Here is a 22,491-nt window from a genome sequence, read left to right as displayed (position 1 = left end):
CAACTCCTTATACCCCATATAGGTATATTTTTCTTCGAAAAGAACGTGCTATCACTAGCACGTCTTTTCAATCACTTTATTTCACATCATAGCCTTGATCTTCAATTGTTTCTTTAATTTGATCAAGTGAAACCTCTTGATTATTAAACTCAACATCCACTTTAGCATCTTTTAAATCAACTTTAACGGAACTGATCCCCTTTAGAGCACCAACACTTCCCTCTACCGCTTTTACACAATGACCACAAGACATTCCTTGAACATTTAACGTTACTTTTTCCATTTTAATACTCCCTCTCTTATCTCCATTATTTTTTTATAAGTCTTTGAATGGTCGTTAACAATTCATCTACAACCTCAAAGTCGCCCTCTTGAATTCTCTCCACCACACAACTTTTCATATGGCCTTCCAAAAGAACTTTCGCAACACTATTTAATGCTGCTTGAGTTGCTGCAAGTTGCGTAATGACATCATCACAATAAGTATCTTTTTCGATTAGACCTTTAATACCCCGAATCTGTCCTTCGATACGATTTAATCTTGATACAAGATTTTGTTTCGTTTTATCTGAATGATGACTTTTTCTCTCTGATGTTATGGAATCACAGGAAACACCGTGCTCATTAATTTGATTCAGGTTATTAGGATCGTAATTATTCATTACCCTCCCTCCTTTAATTTAAACTTACCATACCCCCCTACCCTATGTAAATAGGCATTCTTAAAAATTTTTTCTTTTTATCTCCGCCTTCACAATTTGTCCATCTATCCCGTAAAAAATCATAAGTGGGTTATAGAAAGTGAACTTTCAGCTAAGTAATGAACAAGGAGCCTAGTTATAAAATATAAAGTAACATCTAATAATGAGTGCTTAAAGTATGGGTGCTGTTTCCAATATCAATAATATTCTATCAATAAAAATAACAAGGAAAAAAGACGTGAAGGATTTCACTTATACTAATGGGCAGCTACCCACAATAAGCTATAAAAATAAAGAGCCTAAAAATATGCAAGTTTTTAGACAATACTTGCGTATTTTGGCTCTTTTATATTCATAAAAGATACTGCAATTTATAGCATTTTTTAATTTCTAAATACAGATACTTTATGTTCGTTTAAACCCTATGCATCATTGGAAGCGAGAACAAATAAATGTTTGCTACTGCAAGTAATACCATTAGTACATAGTATGGAGCTAATGTTTTAAATGAACCCTTATTACCAATACGGTAGGCAGTATAAATGGAGCCAATCATTCCTATTACGATAATAATATATTGTAATAGTTGAACGGATGATGCTGGTGCAAATGCAAGGTCACCCCTGGTTACATTCATACCAAATAACGCAGCTGAGTTGTACCAAATCGCTTTACCTTCAGTAATAATATGGAATAAGTTGTGAGCTAGATGCCCCGCTAAATCCAATGGAATAATGGCATAACCAAATCTGATAAAGTTTTTCTTTACTTTTTCTTCCGATCCGCCAGTTAAAGTTGCCATTTTTGCCGTTCCGTATAAGAGCCCCACTGGAATCGCCATAGCAATAATGAAAGCTACAGTAAAGTTTATATTATAATTATCTGTTCCGGTTACAGACCCAATCGCATTTAAAATATCCTGCCAGATGTTTACCATTGTGATATTTTGAACAAACACAATCCCCATAATAACTGCCGCGAGGAATGTATGCTCCAACATTGGTTTTTTAATTCCCCATAGTTCAGATGTAGGTACCCGTGGTGATATACAAATCGAGTTATTTGGGCAACTTTTCACACAGTTTCCACATAAGTTACAGTCAGCTGCCGTATCCATTGTTCTAACAAATTGAAACATTGGGCAACCTTCCGCTTTTTCACTTCCTTTAAAGCAAGATTGCGTTTTACAAGTCTTACAAATTTCAGCTGTCCCGCGAAGTTCTAACGATCCAGAACGAGAATAGTTACCAGAAAGTCCTCCTAGAAAACATAGGGTTTTACAGAATGTTCTTCTTTCGTAAAAAATAGAGGTTCCGACAACCATTGTTACTAGTAAAAGAAGTAAATAACCAGATCCTCTCGGTGATTCAACAATACCCCAAATATGATCACTATAGGTAATGGCGATAAAGAATAAATCAATCATCCATAATCCGTACTTTCTTAAGAACTTTGGCATTGGACGATTACTCCCGATCGTTTTCCGAACAATATCACTTACTTTACCAAATGGGCAAATCGTACACCAAAATCTACCGATAACTAAGAAAAAAATTGGGATTAAAGGCCACCATAACACCCATGTTAATGATGTTCCCACATTTCGGGTTGGATCCACTGTTCCTGCCACCAATTCATAAACAATTACAGAGAAAACAGCGAGGACAATCCATTGAAAACTCCCAGGATACCATTTACTCTGTATGAATTTCTTAACCATAGGTATTGTTAATAGATTATAAGGCTTCTTTTCTTCCATTTGTTTTATCTCTTTAGATACCTTGTCTGTTGGAATTGCCATTGGACCCATCCTTTCTTCTAAACCATTTATTCAAAACGCCGATTACGATAAAGGAAAGATTAACCGCACCAAAAGTTCCTAATACCTTAAGGTTTGCTGGTTCTTCTTTGACAGGTTCATGACTGTGACCTCCACTGCCCTCCATATTCATACCTTCCATATCTTCCCCTTCAGTCATTCCTTCCATATCATGACCATCACTCGCTTTATGGTCACTACTGGTACTTTCAGTGTTGCTTCCCCCGCTCATGTCCATACCTTCCATATTATGTTCCGATTGGCCATTTAGGTTAGATATGGATGGAGCCTTTCCATGATCTCCATCTGCCAAAGCTATTCTTCCCCCTGTAAATACAACCACAAGGATAAACATTAACAACCATTTTCCCTTCAATGTCTTCACCTCATTCCAAAGTATGTGTATATACGATAATTGCTTAACAACTTACACTTTAATAGATAAGTGTGCAGAAACTTTGAGTTTTTTTGTATAAATATGTCATCTGAAAAAAAAACCCAATTTGACACAAAATTAAAATAAAGTTTTATTATCCTAATTTTTACAGGTGAATTTTTTAGGAATATAGAAAAACTATGAAATCTGCAAAGTTTCTTTAAAATTCCCTCTATATATAACGGTAAAAAATTTGTTAAGGCGGGGAGGATTTGAAGGCAATTTAATTTGTCGATGATGAAACTAATGCCTGATCTTTTAGGACTATATATAGCCCTCATGGTTATAAATGCGTTAAGGCCAACTTTGGAAAATTGACTCTAACTTATTTTGAAAAGAAAGAGATTGACTTGGTCACCCTGAATGTTTATGATGCCGAAATGGATGGTTGGACAAGCTGCAAAAAAATAAGACAACTTTTGGATGATATGATTAAGGGGCTTAAAATGGGGGCTGCAGATAATTCATTTTAAAATCCAGTAATTGATTAAAAATGGATTCCTTCACGAATTTGTAATTTTTCTAATTAATATCATAGTTGTTTAGATGTAAAATTAAGGTAACATAGTAGTTTACAGATTTAAATCCACCTTAGATCGCCTTATTAATTCAGCCATTTGAAAAACTTGGCATAAGAATTTGTAACAAAGGACGTTTAAAGGAGGAAAATATCTTGAAAAAACTTTATGAAAGAAATGCAGTTTTACATTCACTTGTTTGGTTAGGAATTTATCTTGTCCTTAACACCATTACAGACAATATAGCCAGTTCAATAAATATTGAATTTAATTTGGTAACTGCCATTCCTAATTTGATATTAGCAGTTGTTTGCTTTATTTATTTAAAAATTACCCATATTTCTGAGGATATAGGGATTTTATCAAAACCTACGGAAAAGTCATCTATCATGTTATATTATGTACCTTTGCTCATTTTACCCTTTTTAAATTTAATTTACGGGATTAACACATCGTTATCTGTATCAGATATTACTTTTATGGCCCTTATGTACACTGGTGTGGGGTTTATGGAGGAAATCATCTTTCGCGGTCTCATGTTCAAAGCACTGGAAAAGAAGTGGAACCATTATTTAGTAGTTGCTTTCATTAGCTTTACCTTTGCAATAGGGCACATCATCAGTATGGTGGCAGTTGCCCAATCTGGTGGGGATACAATCCTTCAAATAGCTAATGCATTTGTTGTAGGCTTTATGTTTATGATAGTAATTTTAGCAAGCGGAAATCTTTCTATCTGTATCATTACTCATATTTTGTATAATTTCGTTGCAAACATATCAATGGTTGGATACACACACATACAAATAATTATTCTTACCATAATTATCACTACATTCTATCTTGTGTATTTGATTCTACGTGGGAAAAATATAAAAATATTTTTTAGTAGTAATACCATTTCTATTTAAAAGGTTTTAGTATCGTTTGTAATAAACAACCCCCCCTCACTTTTTCTTGTAGGAGTAATCAATATAGACAACACATCTATGTTATTGGAGTTTACAAGGTTTAGAAAAGATTGTGAAGGATTCTACGTAAAGTAACCGGGCTTTAGTAGAATTAGAAGATACAATAAAAAAACGTTTCCCAAAGGAAACGATTTTTTACGATTTCCTAAATCCTAATGACATTGACAATTATCACCGCTACAAGAACAATCAGAAGAGCATGAAGGGCATTTCCCTTGTTTGGATTTTTGAATAAATTTATATAACATCCTTCCTGCAATTACAAAAATAACAATTCCTATAATCCAATTAATCATTTTTCGCTCCACCTTTCACTAAATCTTTAGATTCCTTACTAACACTCAGTGTATTGCATAACTTCCTAAAAAAGCTTTGTGTCTGATTCTCTCTTTTTATTGCTGCCTTTCTTTCCATCATACAGTACCTTTATCTGCTTTGAGTTTAGTAAATAAGTTTGCAGAAAGTGACAAGAATTTATTACAATTTACAGAACTGTAGATTAGTATATGGAACCAAAGCTGAGACCCAGGAATTACATTATCTTGAAAAGGATTACCTCTATGTTCTTACTAGACAAGTGAAACTGCAATTATCTGAATTGTATTGCCTTTTTGTAATGGATTAGAGGGTAGGCATTCCGATAGAAGATCTTCCTTATATGTTTGACTGTTTATACACTTACAAACAAAAACAACGATTAAATACCGTTGTTTTTGGTTTGCCTCTTTTTATAGAGACCAATATGTGATTGTATCAAAGATACCTAATATTAACATTAGAGCTCCAGCAATCTTTTGAATAACCATTCCAAACTTTCTTCCTTTTTTCAATACGACACCACTTCCACCAAGATACCAAATAATTAAAATAACGATTAATAAGGGAATACCTGTTCCAACTGCAAAAATTGGGGGAAGAATAAACCCATAAGTGCTAGATAGTACAACTGGCATCAATGTAACGAAAAATAGGATAAACATTGTAGGACAGAATGCGAGTGAAAAACTAAATCCCAGCATAAAAGAAGCAAATGGATTTTCATTCTTATAATCTTTAGATAGTTTTAATAAATTAAAGGTTCCCCTTATTTTAGTGAATCCCAGCATAAACAAACCAACGAAAATTAATAAAGGGCCCATCATCCTCCTGAGCCATGGAAAAAATAAAGGCAAATTTTGTTCAAAACCTTTACCTAGTAACCAAACCAATACACCTAATAACGAAAAGGCTGCTATTTTACCCAGTATGAAATAAGTAACATCCTTCCAAGCTATTTTCTTTTGAATGGAACGATTGCCATAAAGTGTAACGGCACTAATATTCCCTGTAAGCTGACAAGGTGCAAGTGCTCCTACTAGTCCCAAAATTAGAGCAAAGACAATGTGCCAAGATTCCAAACTATTGGCCATACTAAAAAATGGTTTACTTAATATGGAACTAATTTGACTTAATAAACTGTACATATAATCACCTAACAGACTATTTTAATATCTTAAGGTTATCATAAAAAATTGCAAAAATTGTGGAGGTTTTCTGACAGAATTATTTAAAACTCTACAAAATTAAGGGATGATGCTTCTTCCTCGCTGTTTTTTTTGATTAATAAAAAAAGGATTGCATCGCAACCCTTTTTCCTCTTTAACTCTCTTATCAAAAATTATGCACATTATTTAGCAGATAGTTCACTTTCTGTTACCCATTTATGATTTGTTACTTTTTCCCCACCAGTAGTTGGTGTGTAATCAACCATATATACAGTTGTTTTTTCCGCTGAATCAATTGTTGCCGTTGCACCATCCATACCTTCCATGTGGTCTGCCTGTAAGGTAACTTTTGTTCCAGGTTCTAACGCTTTATCTCCAGCATCTTTGATTTCATCTTGAATAACCCATTTATGATTTTTTACTGGATTTCCTCCAGAAGTTGGTGTATAGGTTACAGCATAAGCTATCGTATCATAGGCACCAACAACAGTTGCTTCGGCACCGTTCATCCCTTCCATATGATCTGAATTTAGAATAGCTTGGTCTCCTACCTTATATTTTGGATTCTCTGCTGCCTTTAATCCTGCAGGAATCTTACCAGAACCTGAATGATCCATATCACCCATGTCCATACTTTTATCATCCGAACTCGAATTCTTATTATCCATCTTCATGTTTTGATGATCCATATTTGAACCTTTGTCAGAGCTCTTATCCATACTATTTTCTGAACAAGCAGCTAACATGAACATTAAAGCAAACGTGAAAATCCCTATAAACAGTCTTTTTGGTTTCATTTATATCCTCCTTACATTTTGTTACAATACCTATCCTACAAGAAAAGTTTGCAGAAAATATGCAGTTTGAGAAAAAAGTGAAATTTTTATTATAATGGCAACTAGCCATTTAATTTCCCCCGATTATCGAGAAAGCAAATGACATTATAAAAATCGATGAAAATCCATTTGCTGATATCATAAATGCAGCACGTCTCAGTTGTATGTTTTAGTGGAATAGCCATGTAAAACTTTCAAATAAAAAACGCCTACCAATTGGGTAGACGCAATTAAGTTTACTGATTAATTTTTGCTGTTTTTTTAATCTAGCTTCCTAACTAGAAAGTTTCTGTTTTCAGCTATTTTACTTTACTAGTTTGAACTTTAAAGCCTGGGAATTTACCACAAAATTTAATAGGTTGATGACATTTCTTTGCAAATCCGCAATGGTGCATCTGCCTTCTTCAAGACCGGCAAGCACTTGTTTGATGACTGGAGGCCCTCCTGGCATGAAAATATCATTGCCCGCGGCAATCGCATCTGCCCCGTCAACGACCGTATCCATATCGCCCCAGTCCGTGATTACAAAGCCGTTGAAGTTCCATTCCTCCCTAAGGATGGATGTATTCAGATCATGGCTTCCTGCGGCAAACACTCCATTAATTTTATTAAAAGAAGTCATGATATTCATCATCTTTGTTTGCTTGACCAGCATTTCAAATGGCTTCAGGTATAATTCCCGGGCCACACGCTCTTCGACAATACTATCAACTGCATCAATATTCCGTTTGCTGTGTCCGCGGCGATAGGTTTCCTGCTCGTTGAGGGCAAAATGCTTGGCACAGACCGTGACAGGATGGTTTTCCTGCACTCCATTCGCCACCGCCACCGCACACTCTCCACTTAATAACGGATCCTCTGAATAATATTCAAAGTTCCTTCCCCCAATCGGGTTTCGATGAAGATTGACGGCGGGAGCAAGCCAGGAATCCACTTGCTGACTCTCGGCTTCTTGCCCGGCGGCATCACCGAATTCATAGAGAAGTTCACGATTCCAAGTATTAGCCATAACGGTTTGAATCGGCCACGCCGTCATTCTGACCCCTGCAGGTCCATCTTTATAAAAAATAGAGGCAACCCCTAAACGTTCAATTCCCGGTGATACATAATTGTTTTGTCCCGTAGGATGCGTATTGCTACCGATGTCATTTCCGTCCTTATAGCAAATAGAATCAGGCACATCCAAACCAATTCCTCCGAAAGGCACCCCTTTTCCGTGCCCATTCACCAAAACGGCCAGTTCCTCTTTGGTTAGCTGCGCCACAAACTGTTCCATAGTGATTTTTCCTTGTTTGACATCTTCTAAAGCAAATTCGGTAAGTGCAAAGGGAAGTTCCTCAAATTGGTTTGCAGGTTCCATTTCCTTAAAGGTCCCATCATTCTTCGTAAGAACCCCTACGAAAGCTGATGAGGAAATTTCCTCTGACTCGCCCTCGTATGTGATGGATGACACACCTTCCTTGCTTAAAAATTCTATCTTCCCTTGATTGGCAGGATGTAAGGCTAATTGATTGGAAAGCTGCTCGGTCACAATGGGAACTGGCACACTGATTTTACCTATAACATGCGTATTCCGTGAAGAGTTCCCCACTCTTAGGAGATAGTCTCCTGCTTCGATGAGATAGGAAGCAGTCTCTTGATCATAGGTAGCCAGCTCGGAAAACGGAAAGTTCATAGCAAGCGTTTGTTTTTCTCCCGGCGCAAGGTCTTTTGTTTTTGAAAAAGTGGTCAGCTTCTGATAAGGCTTTTCAAGCTTCCCATCAGGCTCACTGATATATACCTGAACCACTTCTTGGCCGGAATAGGTTTCGCCGGTGTTGCGCACATCAGCGGTTACCCGAATTATTTCCTGTTCCTTATCAATGGAGGTAGTCACATTCGTGATCTCAAAGTTGGTATAAGAGAGGCCATGACCAAACGGGAACATCACCTTTTTTCCAAATGTATCAAAGTAACGGTACCCCAAATAAATGCCTTCTTGATAGACGGTAACCGGACTCATGTTAAAACCAGTGCTTCCATTTGCAACTGCATCCAAACCATAGCTGTCATAAGTTAAAATACTTTCCGGAAGGTCCTTGTTATAGCTAAAATGCCCTGCCGATGGGTAATCGTCATAGCTCAGCGCCATTGTTGCCGTCAGTTTTCCTGAAGGAGAGTATGTTCCGATTAGCACTTCTGCTAAAGCTGTGCCACCTGCCTCGCCTGGCAGTCCCAGATACACCAAGCCCTCAATATTTTTATAGTCATTTGTCCAGGCAGTGTCCACATAACCATTTGTATTAAGAACCACGACTACATGTTTGAAATGGGACGTAACTTGCTCTATCAACGCTTTTTCTGATGGCTGCAAATAATAATCATCTTCCACTTTTCGGTCACTTTCTTCTCCGCCGGAATTTCTGGATATGACAATGATGGCAGTTTCAGCTTTTCCAGCAGAAGCAACCACCACTTTATCTTCTAGGGCCAGCTCTTTGGCAGGCGGGTTATAGACGCCCCAAATCTCATAAATATAGCCACTGGTGATGATTTCCATGAAATCGGTCATTTCTTGCTTCGGTTCTAATGAAAGTTGTTTTTGATATTCCGCTGCCAGCTCTTGATCCAGGTTAAAGCCGAGACTTAGCAGACCCTCCATGATGGTGCTGGCATTTTTCGAGTCAGATGCTCCCGAACCGCTTCCTCCAATTTGGGTTTCAACCTGCCCTCTTCCAAAAACAGCAACAGGACTGGTTGGATGTAAGGGCAGGATTTGATTCTCATTTCTTAGAAGGACAATCCCTTCTCTGGCTATTGTTTTGGCAAGCTCGGTTCGGCTTGCGTGGTCTTCGTATGTACGGTTGGCCATTTCTTTCACCTCTTAAAATTGATTAAAACCGTTTTTCGACTTTTGAGAAAAATTTGCAGCCATAAGAGAAGAGAACTAGTTAAATTCTCACTAGCTCTCTCTTATTCGTTATTTATTCTTTTTCCACTCATCAAATTGCTTTTGCTTTTCAGCGATGATTTTATCAATGCCTGCCGCTTTAAGTTTTTTATTAAATTCTGGGAAAGTCTTATTAGGATCTAATGCTCCTGCTTCAAGTGCAGCTTTGTATTGATTGATAACGTTTGTACTTGCTGCAATTTCTGTTTTAACCGGATCAGGATTAAACTGGAAACCAAATGCTGGAGAAATGACCGCTGAATCATTAAATTTAAGCATTTCATCCCAATAGTTCACATCATTGCCTTGCCAAACACGAGTCAAAGCATTGTCTCCAAGTTCCCACTGATTGAATACATAGTTTGATTCTTTTACTCCATCTGGTAATTTAATCGTTCCATCGGAATTAACCTGGTAGTGCTTACCCTCAATACCATTCGCTAACAGATTCATAATATCTTTGTCGGTATAAAGTAGGTTCAAGAATTGCATTGTTTTTTCCGGATTTTGGCTGTTTCTAGTGATTGCCAAGTTAAGCCCGATTGCAGCATCTGTGTAAGAATATGGCTTTGTAAAGGTAACAGCTACCATTTCATGCCCTGTCATTGCTGATTCCTGTAGAGCAAATCCTGGCTTCTGATGCGAGAAGTAACCAAAGCCTTTACCTGATTTAACCATAGATACGTTGGCATCGGTAATGTTTGCTGCATTTTTCAAGGTATATCCTGCTTTATACCATTGTCTTGCAAGATCCACAGCTTTAACATACTCTGGCTGTTCAAATAAATTTACAACCTTTTTTTCTTTAAAGGATACTACACCTAAAGAGTCTCCAAGAATATCAAAATTCCCACCGTCGATAACCATTGCAGGTTGGTTAAATGTTGTGGTGTTAGCAATTGGTGCCATGCCGGGTTCGTTTTCTTTTACAGTTTTGAAGACATTGTTTAAATCTTCAAAAGATTTTACTTGGGATAGATCGATATGGTATTTGTCTACAATATCCTTTCGCATAACAAATCCATAATTAGCTGCGAAGTCTCTTATACTTGGAACTCCGTAAATTTTGCCATCGACCTTAGCTCCTTCAAGTACATGCTTAGGAACAGCATCGATAATGCCCTTTCCATATTTCTTTAATAAATCATCTAAAGGAAGAAACTGTCCTTTTGTTGCTGGCAAAGAGTAACCTGCAGTTCCTGTTGCCAACATAAGATCGACCTTTTCATTACCTGTTAATAATAGGGTTGATTGCTGCTGCCAAGCCGCAGCTTCAATCGGCATAAGTTTTACAGTTGCGTTAATCTTCTTCTTGGTAATTTTGTTAATTTCGGCTTGTACTGCAGGAAGGTCATCAATTTTGGTAAAATACAAGTAGGCCATTGTGATTTCATATGGCTTGTCCTTTGAATCTCCTCCACTTGCCGCCCCGCTGCTTTCCTTCGAGGAACAGCCTGATAAAACTACTGAAACTGCCATTACCAACATCAGAAAGAATGATAACGCTTTCTTTTTCATTCGTTTTCCCCCTTTTTTATTAACAAGTATGTACAAATGTCTGATTTTTCGTTTTTTGAATTTTCAAACATCCGTATCTCTAGTATAAAAGAGTTAGATTAAATTGAAATACTACTATTACGACTTTCTATTTTCACTTTTACGACTTTTTGTTTTACTTTTCTTAGAATCCAAGGAGGATTTATTGATGTAAAAAATACAGGCGTGAATCCACAAAGAATTCACGCCTGCATTTTTTCTCGGGCAATCGGTACAGCTTCAGCCTTCAAGAAGTTTTGAAGTTCTATACCGTATCTATTATTTAGTATCATAAGGTCTCATTCTTTCAAGTGAAGTTGCCTTCAATTACTTTGATTGGCAAGTTTTTCTCGATCAACTGATTTCGGCGGTTCTTCCAACCAGCCATGTTTTATTAGTATATTTGCGCCATCTTCCGCATATAAAGCAATTTCAGTTGCAAGGCGTGCAAATGTAGCACTTACATCTATTCTTTGACAAGTGCCAGCAGCCATACCGTAATTCCCAATCCCTGCTGCAATCATATAAGTCGTTTGAAACATCATTAATTTATCTGAAAAAGGTGCGATGGTACTATCTGTAACATGTGCGTCCAAACTCATGGGTGTTGAAATGTCTTCATCAATTAAGATTGAACCAAATTTCTTCATATGTTTATTTGCAATTTCTTTTCCTTTTATAAGGAATTGTTTTACATCTTCGTTTTGACTAACCTGAGCAAAAGCCATCATTATCGCTTTACCCATAGCATTTGTTTGAAAGTTGTTAAAAAGATGTGTAATTTCAATTGCTGTTAGAGGACGTTTATGCTTACCCAAAAAGTCAAACAAGAAGCCTTGATTTTTTACAAAGTCAATCTGATTTGGACTAGGTATTTGCGGTGGTCGGACGTATACACCTTTTGCTAACATAACTTTTCTAGCATTATCGTGTAATTCAGACACAGAATTAAGTAATTCTCTAAAAAAGATGCTTACATCTGAACGAGCGGAGAGACCGATTGCCATACTAATACTTGCCATTGCTAGTACTTCTACTTTTTGAATATACATAAGGATAAACGAATCTGAGTACAGCCTAGGTGCATCTTTATTAACATCTTCATCCGTAAATCCCGCTGGTATCGGGTGGTTTTCTTTTATAAAGATCTCAGAAATAATTCGGATGTCATTTTTTGCTATATTGGAGGAATTTTCGATAAGAGGAAGAATGTCTTTATCCTTACAAATATTTTTGAAATAATCCATTACACAAATATCTAACGTATCATTCATATATTGTGCCCAAAGAAACCCTAATTCCGAAGCAGTAAGTGGAATATTGCTTTCAGCTATTACCTCTTTATCATTAAGATTTGTCATATCAATCCCTCTCCTCTACACCACTTCAATAGTTAATATGATGAAATTATCCCTAGTATACGATCGACGTAATGAATCAAACTTGCTTAAAAAAACGTCATCCCAAACAGTTAGCCTTTTGAAAAGTTACTTCTCTTGATCCATTATCTTAGGAGGTTGTTCCATCCATTCTCTATCAATCAATAAATTGATACCATCTTCCACAAATGCAACTGTCTTTGCTATATAATTGGCATACATGGCTCCTACATCCCTTCGCAAGGAGGTTGAGATTCCTGCTCCATACCCAGTGATCCCTAAAGCAGACAGAATCCCTATTATGTATAACATAAATTGATCAGAAAAAGGAGCAACCTCTGAATTGGTGATACTCTGATCCCATGGCATTCCAGTTGAGACCTCACTTTCTTCTAGAACCTCGTAAATGGAAGCTGAGATACTCTTGCATAATTTCTTCCCTCTTAGAAAATAATCCTTCACTTCTCTATCCTGGGCTACTTGTGAAAAACCGGTACATAACACCTTTCCCATATCATTTTGATACCCATTGCTTGATAAATGTGTGACTTCAATCCCTAACAAGGGACGCTTTTTTCCGAACCACCCTGTTAGAATATTTTCATTGTTAATATAATCTACTTTTGATGGATAATTCATAGCAGGCAATCGTATATAAATTCCTTTTTCCTGCATACAATTGACAACTCTATTGTATAAATGGGAGACATCATCAATGAGCTCCTTAAATAGGACCCGAATATCCTCTCTTGCAGCAAGTGTAAAGCTCGCTGTATGTGAAGTAATTCCAAATTTACACATTTGCAAAACAGACGTTATATAAAAAACATCCGAAAATAATTTAGGGGCATTAGATACAACATGTTCATTGGCTTTAAAACCATTTGGTATGGCGATTTTTTCTTTTATAAATAATTGCTCTACTTCATTCATATGTTTTTCTGCGAAATGATTTGTTTCTTTGAGAATTTCCAGAATATCAGGGTCATTGCAAGTTTCCAGAAAATGAGTCATAAAGCAATTTACTACATTTACATTCAAATAGGTTGACCATAGTGTAGAGATTTCTGCACTAGTTAACTTGATTATTTCAACTTTTTCACTCAAAAACATCCCCTCCTTTTCTTTAACTTCCCCTTCTCAAAAATTGGTTATTCCTTAAGCATAAGAAATTATTATGAAAAAGCAGCATTAAGTATCTGACAACAGAACGAAATTCAAAAATAAACCATAAGCATTCGTAGAATCTTTATGTTAAAATGAATAGTCTGGTGGATAGAAAGAGAGAGGAACAGCTATGAATCAAATGCAAACTAAAACACCTAAAAAATTCTTTATAAACCTTATCAGCCTCATAAAAGGGAAAGTCTTTGTTATCAATGTACTTCCTGTGTTGGCAGGGTATTTTTTATCTTCTCATATCAATCATCTTCCACTTGCTGAACATATTGCCTCTTTCTTTGTTACATTAATAGGAAGTGCCTTTGTCATTGCTGGTGCATTAATGTTAAATAATTGGTACGAAACCGATTTAGATAAACTAATGGAACGAACTAAAAATAGACCGAGTGCTACTGGCGAGTTCAGCAAGAAGTTTGTTTTAACTTTAGGAGTTACAACAAGCATAATAGGCTTTTTAATATTGCTTTTTACAAATGCCGAAGTGTTACTATTTTCATTTATTGGTTGGTTTTTTTATGTGGTCTTGTACACATTTTGGAGCAAACAAAAATACTCATGGAATACGATTATTGGTGCCGTATCAGGATGTGTAACACCTTTAATTGGTTGGTCTGTGGTATCTAGCAGCTTTCAACTAATTCCTATGATGATGGCACTCATCATATTCATTTGGCAAATGCCCCATACTTATTCTATCGCCATCCGAAGATTTGATGATTACAAACGGGCAGGGTTCGCCATGTTACCTGTCGTATCAGGCATCAAGAAAACAAAAATCCACCTTTTATTTTATATTATCTGTTTGATTCCAATACCATTCTTCATGACATCTCTTAGTATGTTTTTCATCGGATTTATGACACTATTAAATATCGGATGGATCATTTTATCTATAAGCGGATTTTCTACACAAAACGAAGATCATTGGGCGAAACGGATGTTTAGATACTCCGTTATTCATATGATGTTATTTCTTATATCTATTATCGTGTTGTCTATTTAAAAAGAACCCTGACTCAAGGGTTCTTTTTATTTTCTTTAGGAGTTTCCCCGGCATTCATAGCATATGTATCCTCTGGTTCTATCCATCCTCCCCTGCAATAGCTGCTTTTGGCGTTTTTTTGTGGAAGAGCATTATGAGAATTCTATTAAAAATCGGCTTCGAAGGTTTAACCTTTATGGATAGGGTTACTAGATAGATAGAAGTAAATTAAAAGGAAGGCGGGAGGTAATGGACAAGTTACATAATATATTTAACAGTATTATGGAAGACTCTGACAAGATTATTAAGGAAAGTCAGTATGCAGAAAATCCATTGGCAATTCTTTTTAGGATGGTATTGGAAGAGCAAAAGGATACTTGTGAGAACCTAATTGAAATTTTACAAAGGAAGGAACAAGATTTTAAAACATATAAAAAGAATCTCTCTATTTTATACCATGACGATTCGGTTGCCGATTCAACCTTTCGGGCTTGGGGAAGAGCGATAACATGGCAGGATGAAAACAATACCCAACATGTTAATGACTTGAATTTACTATTCCAGAGGATTAAAAAAAGCCTTAAAGAAGGTGCCAAAGAATTGGAAGTTCAATTTGGTCCTGAGAAAATTAAATATGTTGTACCAGAGTTGTATTTGCCAAAGACACAAAGAGAAGGTGGAAAATAATGGCTTGGGAAACAGAGCGTACGGATATAAATGTATATAGTCAGGGAGAGGTCGATAAATGGGTATACAGTACTTGTAATATCTGTTCTGTCGGCTGTGGATGCCATATAGCCGTTAAAGATCATAAAGTTGTGGGGATAAAGGGTAATTCGAAGCATCCTATAAACAGAGGAAGATTAGGACCAAAAGGTGAAAACCAATGGCATGCAAACAACAGTCCTGACAGGCTTTTGACCCCAATGGTCCGGGATGCGTTTGGACAGCTTGTTCCAGCCTCCTGGGACGAAGCGATGGAACTAATTGTTAAAAAGGCACGGGAAACCATAAAAGATAAGGGCGGAAATGGAATCGCTATCTATTCAACAGGACAGGGATTTCTAGAAGACTATTATACGATAGCTAAAATAGGCAGAGCAGGAATTGGAACTCATTTGTTAGATGCCAATACAAGGCTTTGTACAGCTACTACTGAATTTTGCCTGCTTCAGTCCTTCGGTGCGGATGGTGTTCCGGCATCATTTGACGATGTTGATGAAGCAGATACACTTTTATTGTTTGGTCATAATCCTGCCGAAACGGGAACTGTTTTATTTGAAAGAATTATGGAAAGAAAAAAGAGAACCGGAAAGCCGTATATTATCGTTGTAGACCCACGGAAAACAGCTACGGCCCGTATGGCCGATATGCATCTTCAATTATATCCCGGAACCAATGTTGCTTTATTAAATGGACTGCAGCGCCTTATCGTAGAGGAAGGGAAACTGGATGAGCGATTTATAAAAAACAATACTGTCGGTTTTGAAAAAATGGCAGAGGCGCTTGGAGAGTGGGATTTAGAACACACCAGCGAAGCTACCGGAATACCAGCAGCATTGATTAAGGATGCTGCAGAAATTCTTGGTAATACTGAGACGCTTGTGACCACTACTCTCCAGGGTACGTATCAAAGTGCGGATGCAACAACAGCATGCGTTGCAATTAATAATATTCACTTAATTAGAGGGCTGATTGGCAAGCCAGGCTGTGGGCCGCTCCATATGGCTGGGCAGCCAAGTTCCTCAGCTAACCGTACAGCAGGTGGAGTAGGAAGTTATCCGGCAAATAGAAATCCAAATAATCCTGACCATATTCGTGAAATGGCAGAGCTATGGAACGTGGAAGAAAAGAACCTGCCAGTAGGTCCAGAAAAAGGGATAGAAGAACAGATTGATATGATCGAAAATGGAGAAATCAGCTTTTTTTGGAACATTGGTACAAATCCTATGGTATCTCTTCCTAATCGGGCAAGAGCTCGAAAGGCTCTGGAAGAGGTTTTTGTAGTAGTGCAGGACCCATTTTTAACAGAAACAGCAGTTGTTGCAGATGTTATCCTTCCAGCAGCTTTATGGGGAGAAAAAGAAGGAACGATGGAAAATGCTGATAGAACCATTAATTTATTAAGAAAAGCAGTAGACCCTCCTGAGGGAGTTAAATCTGACTTTGAGATACTGCTCGATTTTGCAAAGAGGATGGATTTTCGTGACAAGGATGGAAATCCATTGATCCAATATTCAACTCCAGAAGAATGTTTTGAGGAATGGAAAAAAGTATCAAAAGGAAGACCTTCTGACATGACCGGCATTACTTATGAAAAACTTGAAAAATATAATGGGTTAAGATGGCCAGTCAATGAGAAAGCACCGGAAGGAACTACCCGGCTTTATTCGGATGGCCGTTTTGCAACAGAAACCAATTATACTCAATCATTCATGAAGGACCAGTTTACTGGAAGACCGCTATCTAAGGAAGAGTTTGAAGAATTAAATTTAAATGGGAGAGCGATGCTCCATCCAACTAGATATCTTCCTCCTGTGGAGCAGCCAAACAAGGAATATCCTTTATGGGTTACTACTGGAAGACTGGTTTGGCATTGGCACACAAGGACCAAAACCGCACGTTCGCCATACCTTCAGGCGGCTGCTCCTAATGGGTATGCGGAAATTAATACCGCAGATGCATTGGAACTAGAGCTGATCGAGGGCGAGAAGGTGAGAATTATTTCCGCAAGAGGGGAAATTGAAGTCCCAGTTAGAATTGGTGAATCCGTACAAAAAGGATTAATTTTTGTGCCATTTCATTTTGGAAGCTGGCATAAAAAGGAGGCTGCAAATGATTTGACTGCAGATTTTACAGATCCTTTATCAAAGCAGCCAACCTTTAAGCAGTCCGCATGCAGAATCGAGAAATTGAGAAAAACCCATATCGTAGGAGAGAAGGATACTCTTAGTACAATTGCTGAACAATTTGGTACAAGTATTGAAGCCCTTCAAAAAGTGAATGGGCTTGAATCTCCTTACGACCTTCAAATGGGAATCAAGCTGGAAATACCTCTTTCGGTAATCAATGTACCGCTGCCAGAATATCTGCCATATAAATAAAAATAAAATACATGAAACATTTAGTCTTGTCAATTTAAAAAGAACCCTTGGCTCAAGGGTTCTTTTTATTTCTTCACTCAACATCCTAAAGTTTGTTCATTGACCAGAAAATAAAAGATGGGTTTTACACAAAGGGAGGAATATTATAAATGTAAACAATGATCATTAAAGTAAATAATCTCCGAAAGAATTTTATTCCCATAAATATTCTTAAATGCTTCTCTCGCTTCTTGCTCCGTGTTAAACTCATACATCATTATGATTTTTCCCTTTGAGAATACAGTGATATTCCACATCGGAATCCCCTCCGTTAACGGCAAATTATCCTCTGCATAGTTGTCAAGTCACTTTTTGTAGTAAGTGTTTCCCATTTTAGATGATGACAATGAATTATCTCATTGGTTATTAAAAATGAGGCAGTAAATTTAATAAAAGTGCCATGACCAAACCAACTAGCCCTATAATTGATTGTATAATGGTAATGGTTTTAAAGGTTTCACCCATTGACATACTAAATGATTCTTTAACTAACCAGAAGCCAGCATGGTTAGCATAGTTAAAGAATAATGAGCCTGCACCAATGGCTACTACAAGCAATTCCTTATTAATGCTCGGATCTGATCCAACAAGTGGTGCCAACAAGCCTGTAGCCCCTACAATGCCAACAGTAGCTGAACCTGTGGTGACAGATAATAAAGCAGCAATCAGCCACCCGATTACAATGGCGGAAAGTTTCAAACCGGAAGAAAGATGGATGATCGCATCTCCAACGTGGGAATTCACTAGTACCTTTGCAAATGCACCACCTCCGGCAATAATTAATAAGATGCCTGCAATTGGCTTTAGACTCGTACCTAATGAATCCCGAAGTTTTTTTGTATCTACTCCCCGTCCATATCCTAATAGAATGATTCCTGCTACTAAACCGATTAGCAAAGCAATAATGGGTTCTCCTATAAATCCTGTTATATTATTTAATATAATTGAATTCTTAAACAAAGTTTCTGCTAGCGTACGGCTTAACATGATGACCATTGGCAGCAAAATAACTACAAATGAAGTGAGCGTTGAGACTGTAGGCTTCTCTACTGCTGCAGCTGTATATTTCGAAGCCTCGTTTGTTTTCTCCTCTGACCCTCTTTTGGAAGAGGTGGTATACTGCTCCAACAGTAATTGGTCAGGAGAAACACTTAACCGTGATGCAATGAATTTACCATATACAGGTCCCGCTAATACCGCTGCAGGTATGGCGCAGATAAGACCATAAAGCATGGTTATTCCCAGATTGGATTTAAATCCTGCAATTGCAGTGAGTGGACCAGGATGCGGCGGCACCATGCCATGCATAGTTGCAAGGGCTGCGATAACAGGTACACCGATTAAAACAAATGCCGAACCTTTTATTTTTCCTTGCTTTTCTACTTTGGAGGCAACAGCGAAAACAATTGGTAAAAGCATGATTAAGCCAACCTCAAAGAACATGGGAATTCCGATAATAAAGGCCACAGCCCCCATTAACCATGGCAACGTGCGGTTAGTAGAGCCTCTTAAGATGGTTGCAGCAATTTTGTCTGTTGCACCTGAATCGGCCAATATTTTTCCTATCATTGCACCAAGTGCCACTTGAAGTCCTACTCCCCCCAGTGTCCCCCCTGCCCCTTCTTCAATTGAATCTACAACGGTTTTCGCGTCAAGACCCGCTGCAAATCCAACAGCTATGGACACCACTAAAAGCGCTAACATTGGATGGAAACGTAATTTTGAGACTATTAGGAAAACCAGCAGCAAAATGCCGCATACTGCAACAATGAGCAGTGAAAGATCATGACCTGTCATAAACATACACCCCTTTTTCCATCGTCAAAAATTTTTATAAATACATAATTTTTGAATAAGAGAGCGCTCTCATTCTCCCTAAAAATCAGATAACGTTTTCAAACTGTTGTTTGAATAAGTTATTAATTTAAATGTACAGGTTAGAAAGAGAAATTTGAATATTAACTAAATTAGTTGAATTAAATTAATTAAATGGTTATTTACATTTATTGTAAGCGTTTTACAACAAAAAAGAGATTGGCCTTTTGCCAATCTCTTAATTATCAAATCTCTTCCATTTGTACTTGCGTTCTGGCCGGCCAACTGATCCAAATTTGATATCGACATACATTTCATCAATAGATGTTAGATATTCCAAGTACTTTCGAGCAGTTGAATCTGTTATTCCAAGGAGGATTGCTAATTCCTCAGCACTAACGCTCCCCTTTTCAAAACGAAGTTTGTCCCGGACCCTCATTAATGTAAATTTATCTATGCCTTTTGGCAGTTGTTTTTCCCTGTTATTTTTCGTATTGGGAGGGTTCGCTAAGGAGAATAATGTATCTATCTCCTTTTGATCCATTGTTTTTTTAATCTGAAGCTGCTCCATGGTCAGTTTATATCTTGTCAGCTCATCGGTGAATTTCTTCACATCAATCGGTTTGATTAAATAACTAAAAACTCCTCCGCGAATCGCCTCTGTAACTGTCTCCGCATCATTTGCAGCAGTGATTGGAATAATATCAATCCCACGATATTTGATCCTTATGGCCCGTAATAAGTCGATGCCGTTCATATCCTGCAGATAAATATCCAACAAAATTAATTGTGGCTTAAATGTTTGAAGATATGCAAATGCTTCATTCCCAGAATTTGCAATGGCGGAAATTTCAAAGCCGTCTATTTTTTCGGTGAATTGCTTAATAATTTTCGACCCAATTGGATCATCTTCAACAATCATGACTTGAATGGGGTTTCCTGCCATAAACTTCTCCTTTTATTTTTTTGGAATCACAAGGGTGAATTTTGAACCACCCAGAAAGCTGTTCGTAATAAATACTTGTCCATGTAATTGTGCAAGGGAATTTTTGACGATACTTAGACCAAGACCTCGGTTTTTTCCAGTTTTGGTGGTAAACCCTTCTGAAAAAATGGAGTTTTGTTTATCATCTGGAACGCCTGGTCCATTGTCCTGTATATCAAAAACAAGGTCCCTGCCAATGTCCGTGAAGGACACGGTGACGAAGGCCTCCGCTCCGTTTTTTTCTTTTGCTGCTTCCATCGCGTTATCAATTATATTGCCGAGAATGGATACAAGCAATTTGGTATCCATTGAATCATGTATATCTGTTAAATTGCTTTCTTGATCAATTTTCAACTCTACCTTTAACTCTTTCGAACGATTAATTTTACCTAGCAAACAGGCTACAAGGAAAGGATCTTTTACCGCAGTCATAAGAAATACAATCGTGCTTTGACGTTCTTCCACTTCCCCTGAAATAACTTCCCTTGCTTTATCGTATTCCTCAATGCTTAACAAACCATATATCGTGTTTAATTTGTTTAAAAATTCGTGATTGAGTGCCCGCATGTTTTCAGAGTAAGTCTTAATTTCTGAAACCTCATCAAACAATTGCTCTATTTCAAATTCTGTGCGAATCGTTAAGACCACACCTGCGATATGGTCCTTTTGAGTAACCAATGAAAAATCAATGACATACAATTGATTACCTATTAAAATCTTTTGATTGGCTCTCCCGTTCTTGGAATCTATAACCTCTTGAACCATCTCTCTTAAACGAATATTTTGGATTTTAGAATCATTCAGCTGCAAATTTAGCGTTAGCAGCTCGCGTGCTCTTTTATTCATAGAAAGGACTCGAAAATCCTTATCTACCGCAATAATTCCATCCCGAATCGATTCTAGTATCGCTTCTTTTTCTTTAAAAACATAGGAAATCTCTTCGGGTTCTAGACCAAACATTTTCCGTTTTATTTTCCTTGCAATGAAAAATGAAGCTGCTACTCCAATTAGCAACAGCAATAAAGCAAGTCCAATAATTTCTTCCTTATAGGTTAAGATTCTTTTTTTTACATCCACCATTAAAAATCCCACTGATGAAACGCCAATAATGTTCCCTTTTTCATCTATAATTGGGGTTTTGGCTTTAATCGCAGGACCCGAGATCCCTTCGCCAACATAGACAACGGATATATGCTGCTTAAAAACAGGCTCATTGCTCGTTCCCATTGATTTACCGATATATTTCGGATTGGGGTGGGAATAACGGATCCCCTGTTTATTGCCGATAACAATATAACTCGCACCTGTTAATTTTCTCATCTTTTCAGCAATCGGTTGAATTTCCTTTGAAGGGTCGTCGTTTTTAAAAGCACGGATAATCCTGTCATCTTGTGCAACTAATTTTGCAACAGACATCGCTTCATGGCCGAGATACTGTGTTGAAAGATCGTCCATAATTCTGGTGAAGAATATGGCTGCTAGGATGGAAGTAGCACAAATAACCAAAGATATAAGCAATACCATTTGGGTGAATAATTTCAATTTGAAGTTTTGCAATTTCATCAGGTTATAACTCCAACATAAAAGTTTACTATATCCATAGTATATCAGATTGCATTTAACGAAAAACGATTTATTTCTTACTATATTTTGGCAGGATCTTTTTAGATAAAAAAGATTACATTAAATTAATGGATTAAAAGTTAAAAATTCCACGTGTAATCTTTTACGATATTTTATCCATTGGTCTAATTAGGGGACATTTTGAGGTTGGCCTT

General features: G+C 37.2%; 19 protein-coding genes. 4 read left to right on the top strand and 15 right to left on the bottom strand.

The annotated features are described in order from the left end of the window. Positions 1-76: 76 nt before the first annotated feature. From copZ to J7E81_RS04480, 4 genes are all read right to left on the bottom strand, one after another. Entirely contained in the window at positions 77-283 is a 207-nt protein-coding gene (gene copZ / locus J7E81_RS04495) for a copper chaperone CopZ (RefSeq protein WP_215040915.1), read from the bottom strand. 25 nt (positions 284-308) lie between these two features. After that, on the bottom strand, positions 309-662 hold the full coding sequence (locus J7E81_RS04490) for a metal-sensitive transcriptional regulator (RefSeq protein ID WP_251028417.1): 354 nt from the start codon (positions 660-662) through the stop codon (positions 309-311). Between the two features lie 454 nt (positions 663-1,116). Continuing rightward, entirely contained in the window at positions 1,117-2,502 is a 1,386-nt protein-coding gene (locus tag J7E81_RS04485; protein ID WP_215040914.1) for a 4Fe-4S binding protein, read from the bottom strand. Further along, complete coding sequence (locus J7E81_RS04480; protein WP_215040913.1) at positions 2,474-2,896, bottom strand: hypothetical protein; 423 nt, start codon at positions 2,894-2,896, stop codon at positions 2,474-2,476. The genes J7E81_RS04485 and J7E81_RS04480 overlap by 29 nt, the downstream gene beginning before the upstream one ends. Positions 2,897-3,629: 733 nt before the next feature. Between J7E81_RS04480 and J7E81_RS04475 the strand changes: the two genes are divergently transcribed. Beyond that, a complete protein-coding gene (locus J7E81_RS04475) occupies positions 3,630-4,382 on the top strand; it encodes a CPBP family intramembrane glutamic endopeptidase (protein WP_215040912.1) in 753 nt (250 codons plus the stop codon). Between the two features lie 212 nt (positions 4,383-4,594). On the opposite strand, the gene J7E81_RS04470 is transcribed toward J7E81_RS04475, so the two are convergent. The 7 genes from J7E81_RS04470 to J7E81_RS04440 all read right to left on the bottom strand — a co-directional run bounded on the left by J7E81_RS04470 (position 4,595) and on the right by J7E81_RS04440 (position 13,713). Next, positions 4,595-4,738: a FeoB-associated Cys-rich membrane protein gene (locus tag J7E81_RS04470; protein WP_215040911.1), complete on the bottom strand. Its 144-nt coding sequence runs from the start codon at positions 4,736-4,738 to the stop codon at positions 4,595-4,597. 432 nt (positions 4,739-5,170) lie between these two features. Beyond that, the gene (locus J7E81_RS04465; RefSeq protein WP_215040910.1) at positions 5,171-5,905 is read right to left on the bottom strand and encodes an urease accessory protein UreH domain-containing protein; all 735 of its coding nucleotides are present in this window, start codon (positions 5,903-5,905) and stop codon (positions 5,171-5,173) included. Between the two features lie 203 nt (positions 5,906-6,108). Next, positions 6,109-6,723, bottom strand: a complete 615-nt coding sequence (locus tag J7E81_RS04460) for a YdhK family protein (protein ID WP_215040909.1) — start codon at positions 6,721-6,723, stop codon at positions 6,109-6,111. 343 nt (positions 6,724-7,066) lie between these two features. Next, positions 7,067-9,613, bottom strand: coding sequence for a glycoside hydrolase family 3 protein (locus J7E81_RS04455; protein WP_215040908.1), 2,547 nt, complete (start codon positions 9,611-9,613; stop codon positions 7,067-7,069). Between the two features lie 108 nt (positions 9,614-9,721). After that, positions 9,722-11,209, bottom strand: coding sequence for an ABC transporter substrate-binding protein (locus J7E81_RS04450; RefSeq protein ID WP_215040907.1), 1,488 nt, complete (start codon positions 11,207-11,209; stop codon positions 9,722-9,724). 341 nt (positions 11,210-11,550) lie between these two features. Beyond that, entirely contained in the window at positions 11,551-12,588 is a 1,038-nt protein-coding gene (locus J7E81_RS04445) for a DUF3231 family protein (RefSeq protein ID WP_215040906.1), read from the bottom strand. 126 nt (positions 12,589-12,714) lie between these two features. After that, positions 12,715-13,713: a DUF3231 family protein gene (locus tag J7E81_RS04440; RefSeq protein ID WP_215040905.1), complete on the bottom strand. Its 999-nt coding sequence runs from the start codon at positions 13,711-13,713 to the stop codon at positions 12,715-12,717. A gap of 190 nt (positions 13,714-13,903) precedes the next feature. Here J7E81_RS04440 and cyoE point away from each other — a divergent pair, with 190 nt between their 5' ends. From cyoE to J7E81_RS04425, 3 genes are all read left to right on the top strand, one after another. Beyond that, entirely contained in the window at positions 13,904-14,791 is an 888-nt protein-coding gene (gene cyoE / locus J7E81_RS04435) for a heme o synthase (RefSeq protein WP_215040904.1), read from the top strand. Between the two features lie 228 nt (positions 14,792-15,019). Further along, positions 15,020-15,457 (top strand): hypothetical protein, encoded by a 438-nt coding sequence (locus J7E81_RS04430; protein WP_215040903.1) that lies wholly within the window; start codon positions 15,020-15,022, stop codon positions 15,455-15,457. Further along, a complete protein-coding gene (locus tag J7E81_RS04425; protein WP_215040902.1) occupies positions 15,457-17,874 on the top strand; it encodes a molybdopterin-dependent oxidoreductase in 2,418 nt (805 codons plus the stop codon). Before J7E81_RS04430 ends, J7E81_RS04425 begins: the two co-directional genes overlap by 1 nt. Positions 17,875-18,017: 143 nt before the next feature. Here the strand turns inward: J7E81_RS04425 and J7E81_RS04420 are convergent, their stop codons facing one another. The 4 genes from J7E81_RS04420 to J7E81_RS04405 all read right to left on the bottom strand — a co-directional run bounded on the left by J7E81_RS04420 (position 18,018) and on the right by J7E81_RS04405 (position 22,276). Then, positions 18,018-18,170: a hypothetical protein gene (locus tag J7E81_RS04420; protein ID WP_215040901.1), complete on the bottom strand. Its 153-nt coding sequence runs from the start codon at positions 18,168-18,170 to the stop codon at positions 18,018-18,020. 109 nt (positions 18,171-18,279) lie between these two features. Continuing rightward, a complete protein-coding gene (locus tag J7E81_RS04415) occupies positions 18,280-19,710 on the bottom strand; it encodes a GntP family permease (RefSeq protein ID WP_215040900.1) in 1,431 nt (476 codons plus the stop codon). A 256-nt stretch (positions 19,711-19,966) separates the two neighbouring features. Beyond that, positions 19,967-20,674 carry a response regulator gene (locus J7E81_RS04410; protein WP_215040899.1) on the bottom strand — a complete coding sequence of 236 codons (708 nt, stop codon included), beginning with the start codon at positions 20,672-20,674 and terminating at the stop codon, positions 19,967-19,969. Between the two features lie 12 nt (positions 20,675-20,686). Next, positions 20,687-22,276, bottom strand: coding sequence for an ATP-binding protein (locus J7E81_RS04405; RefSeq protein ID WP_215040898.1), 1,590 nt, complete (start codon positions 22,274-22,276; stop codon positions 20,687-20,689). Positions 22,277-22,491 lie beyond the last annotated feature (215 nt).

The organism is Bacillus sp. ISL-18 (assembly GCF_018613415.1).
Classification (GTDB): domain Bacteria; phylum Bacillota; class Bacilli; order Bacillales; family Cytobacillaceae; genus Neobacillus.
The sequence above is the reverse complement of the archived record's forward strand: the minus strand, read 5'-3'. Positions and strand labels throughout refer to the sequence as shown.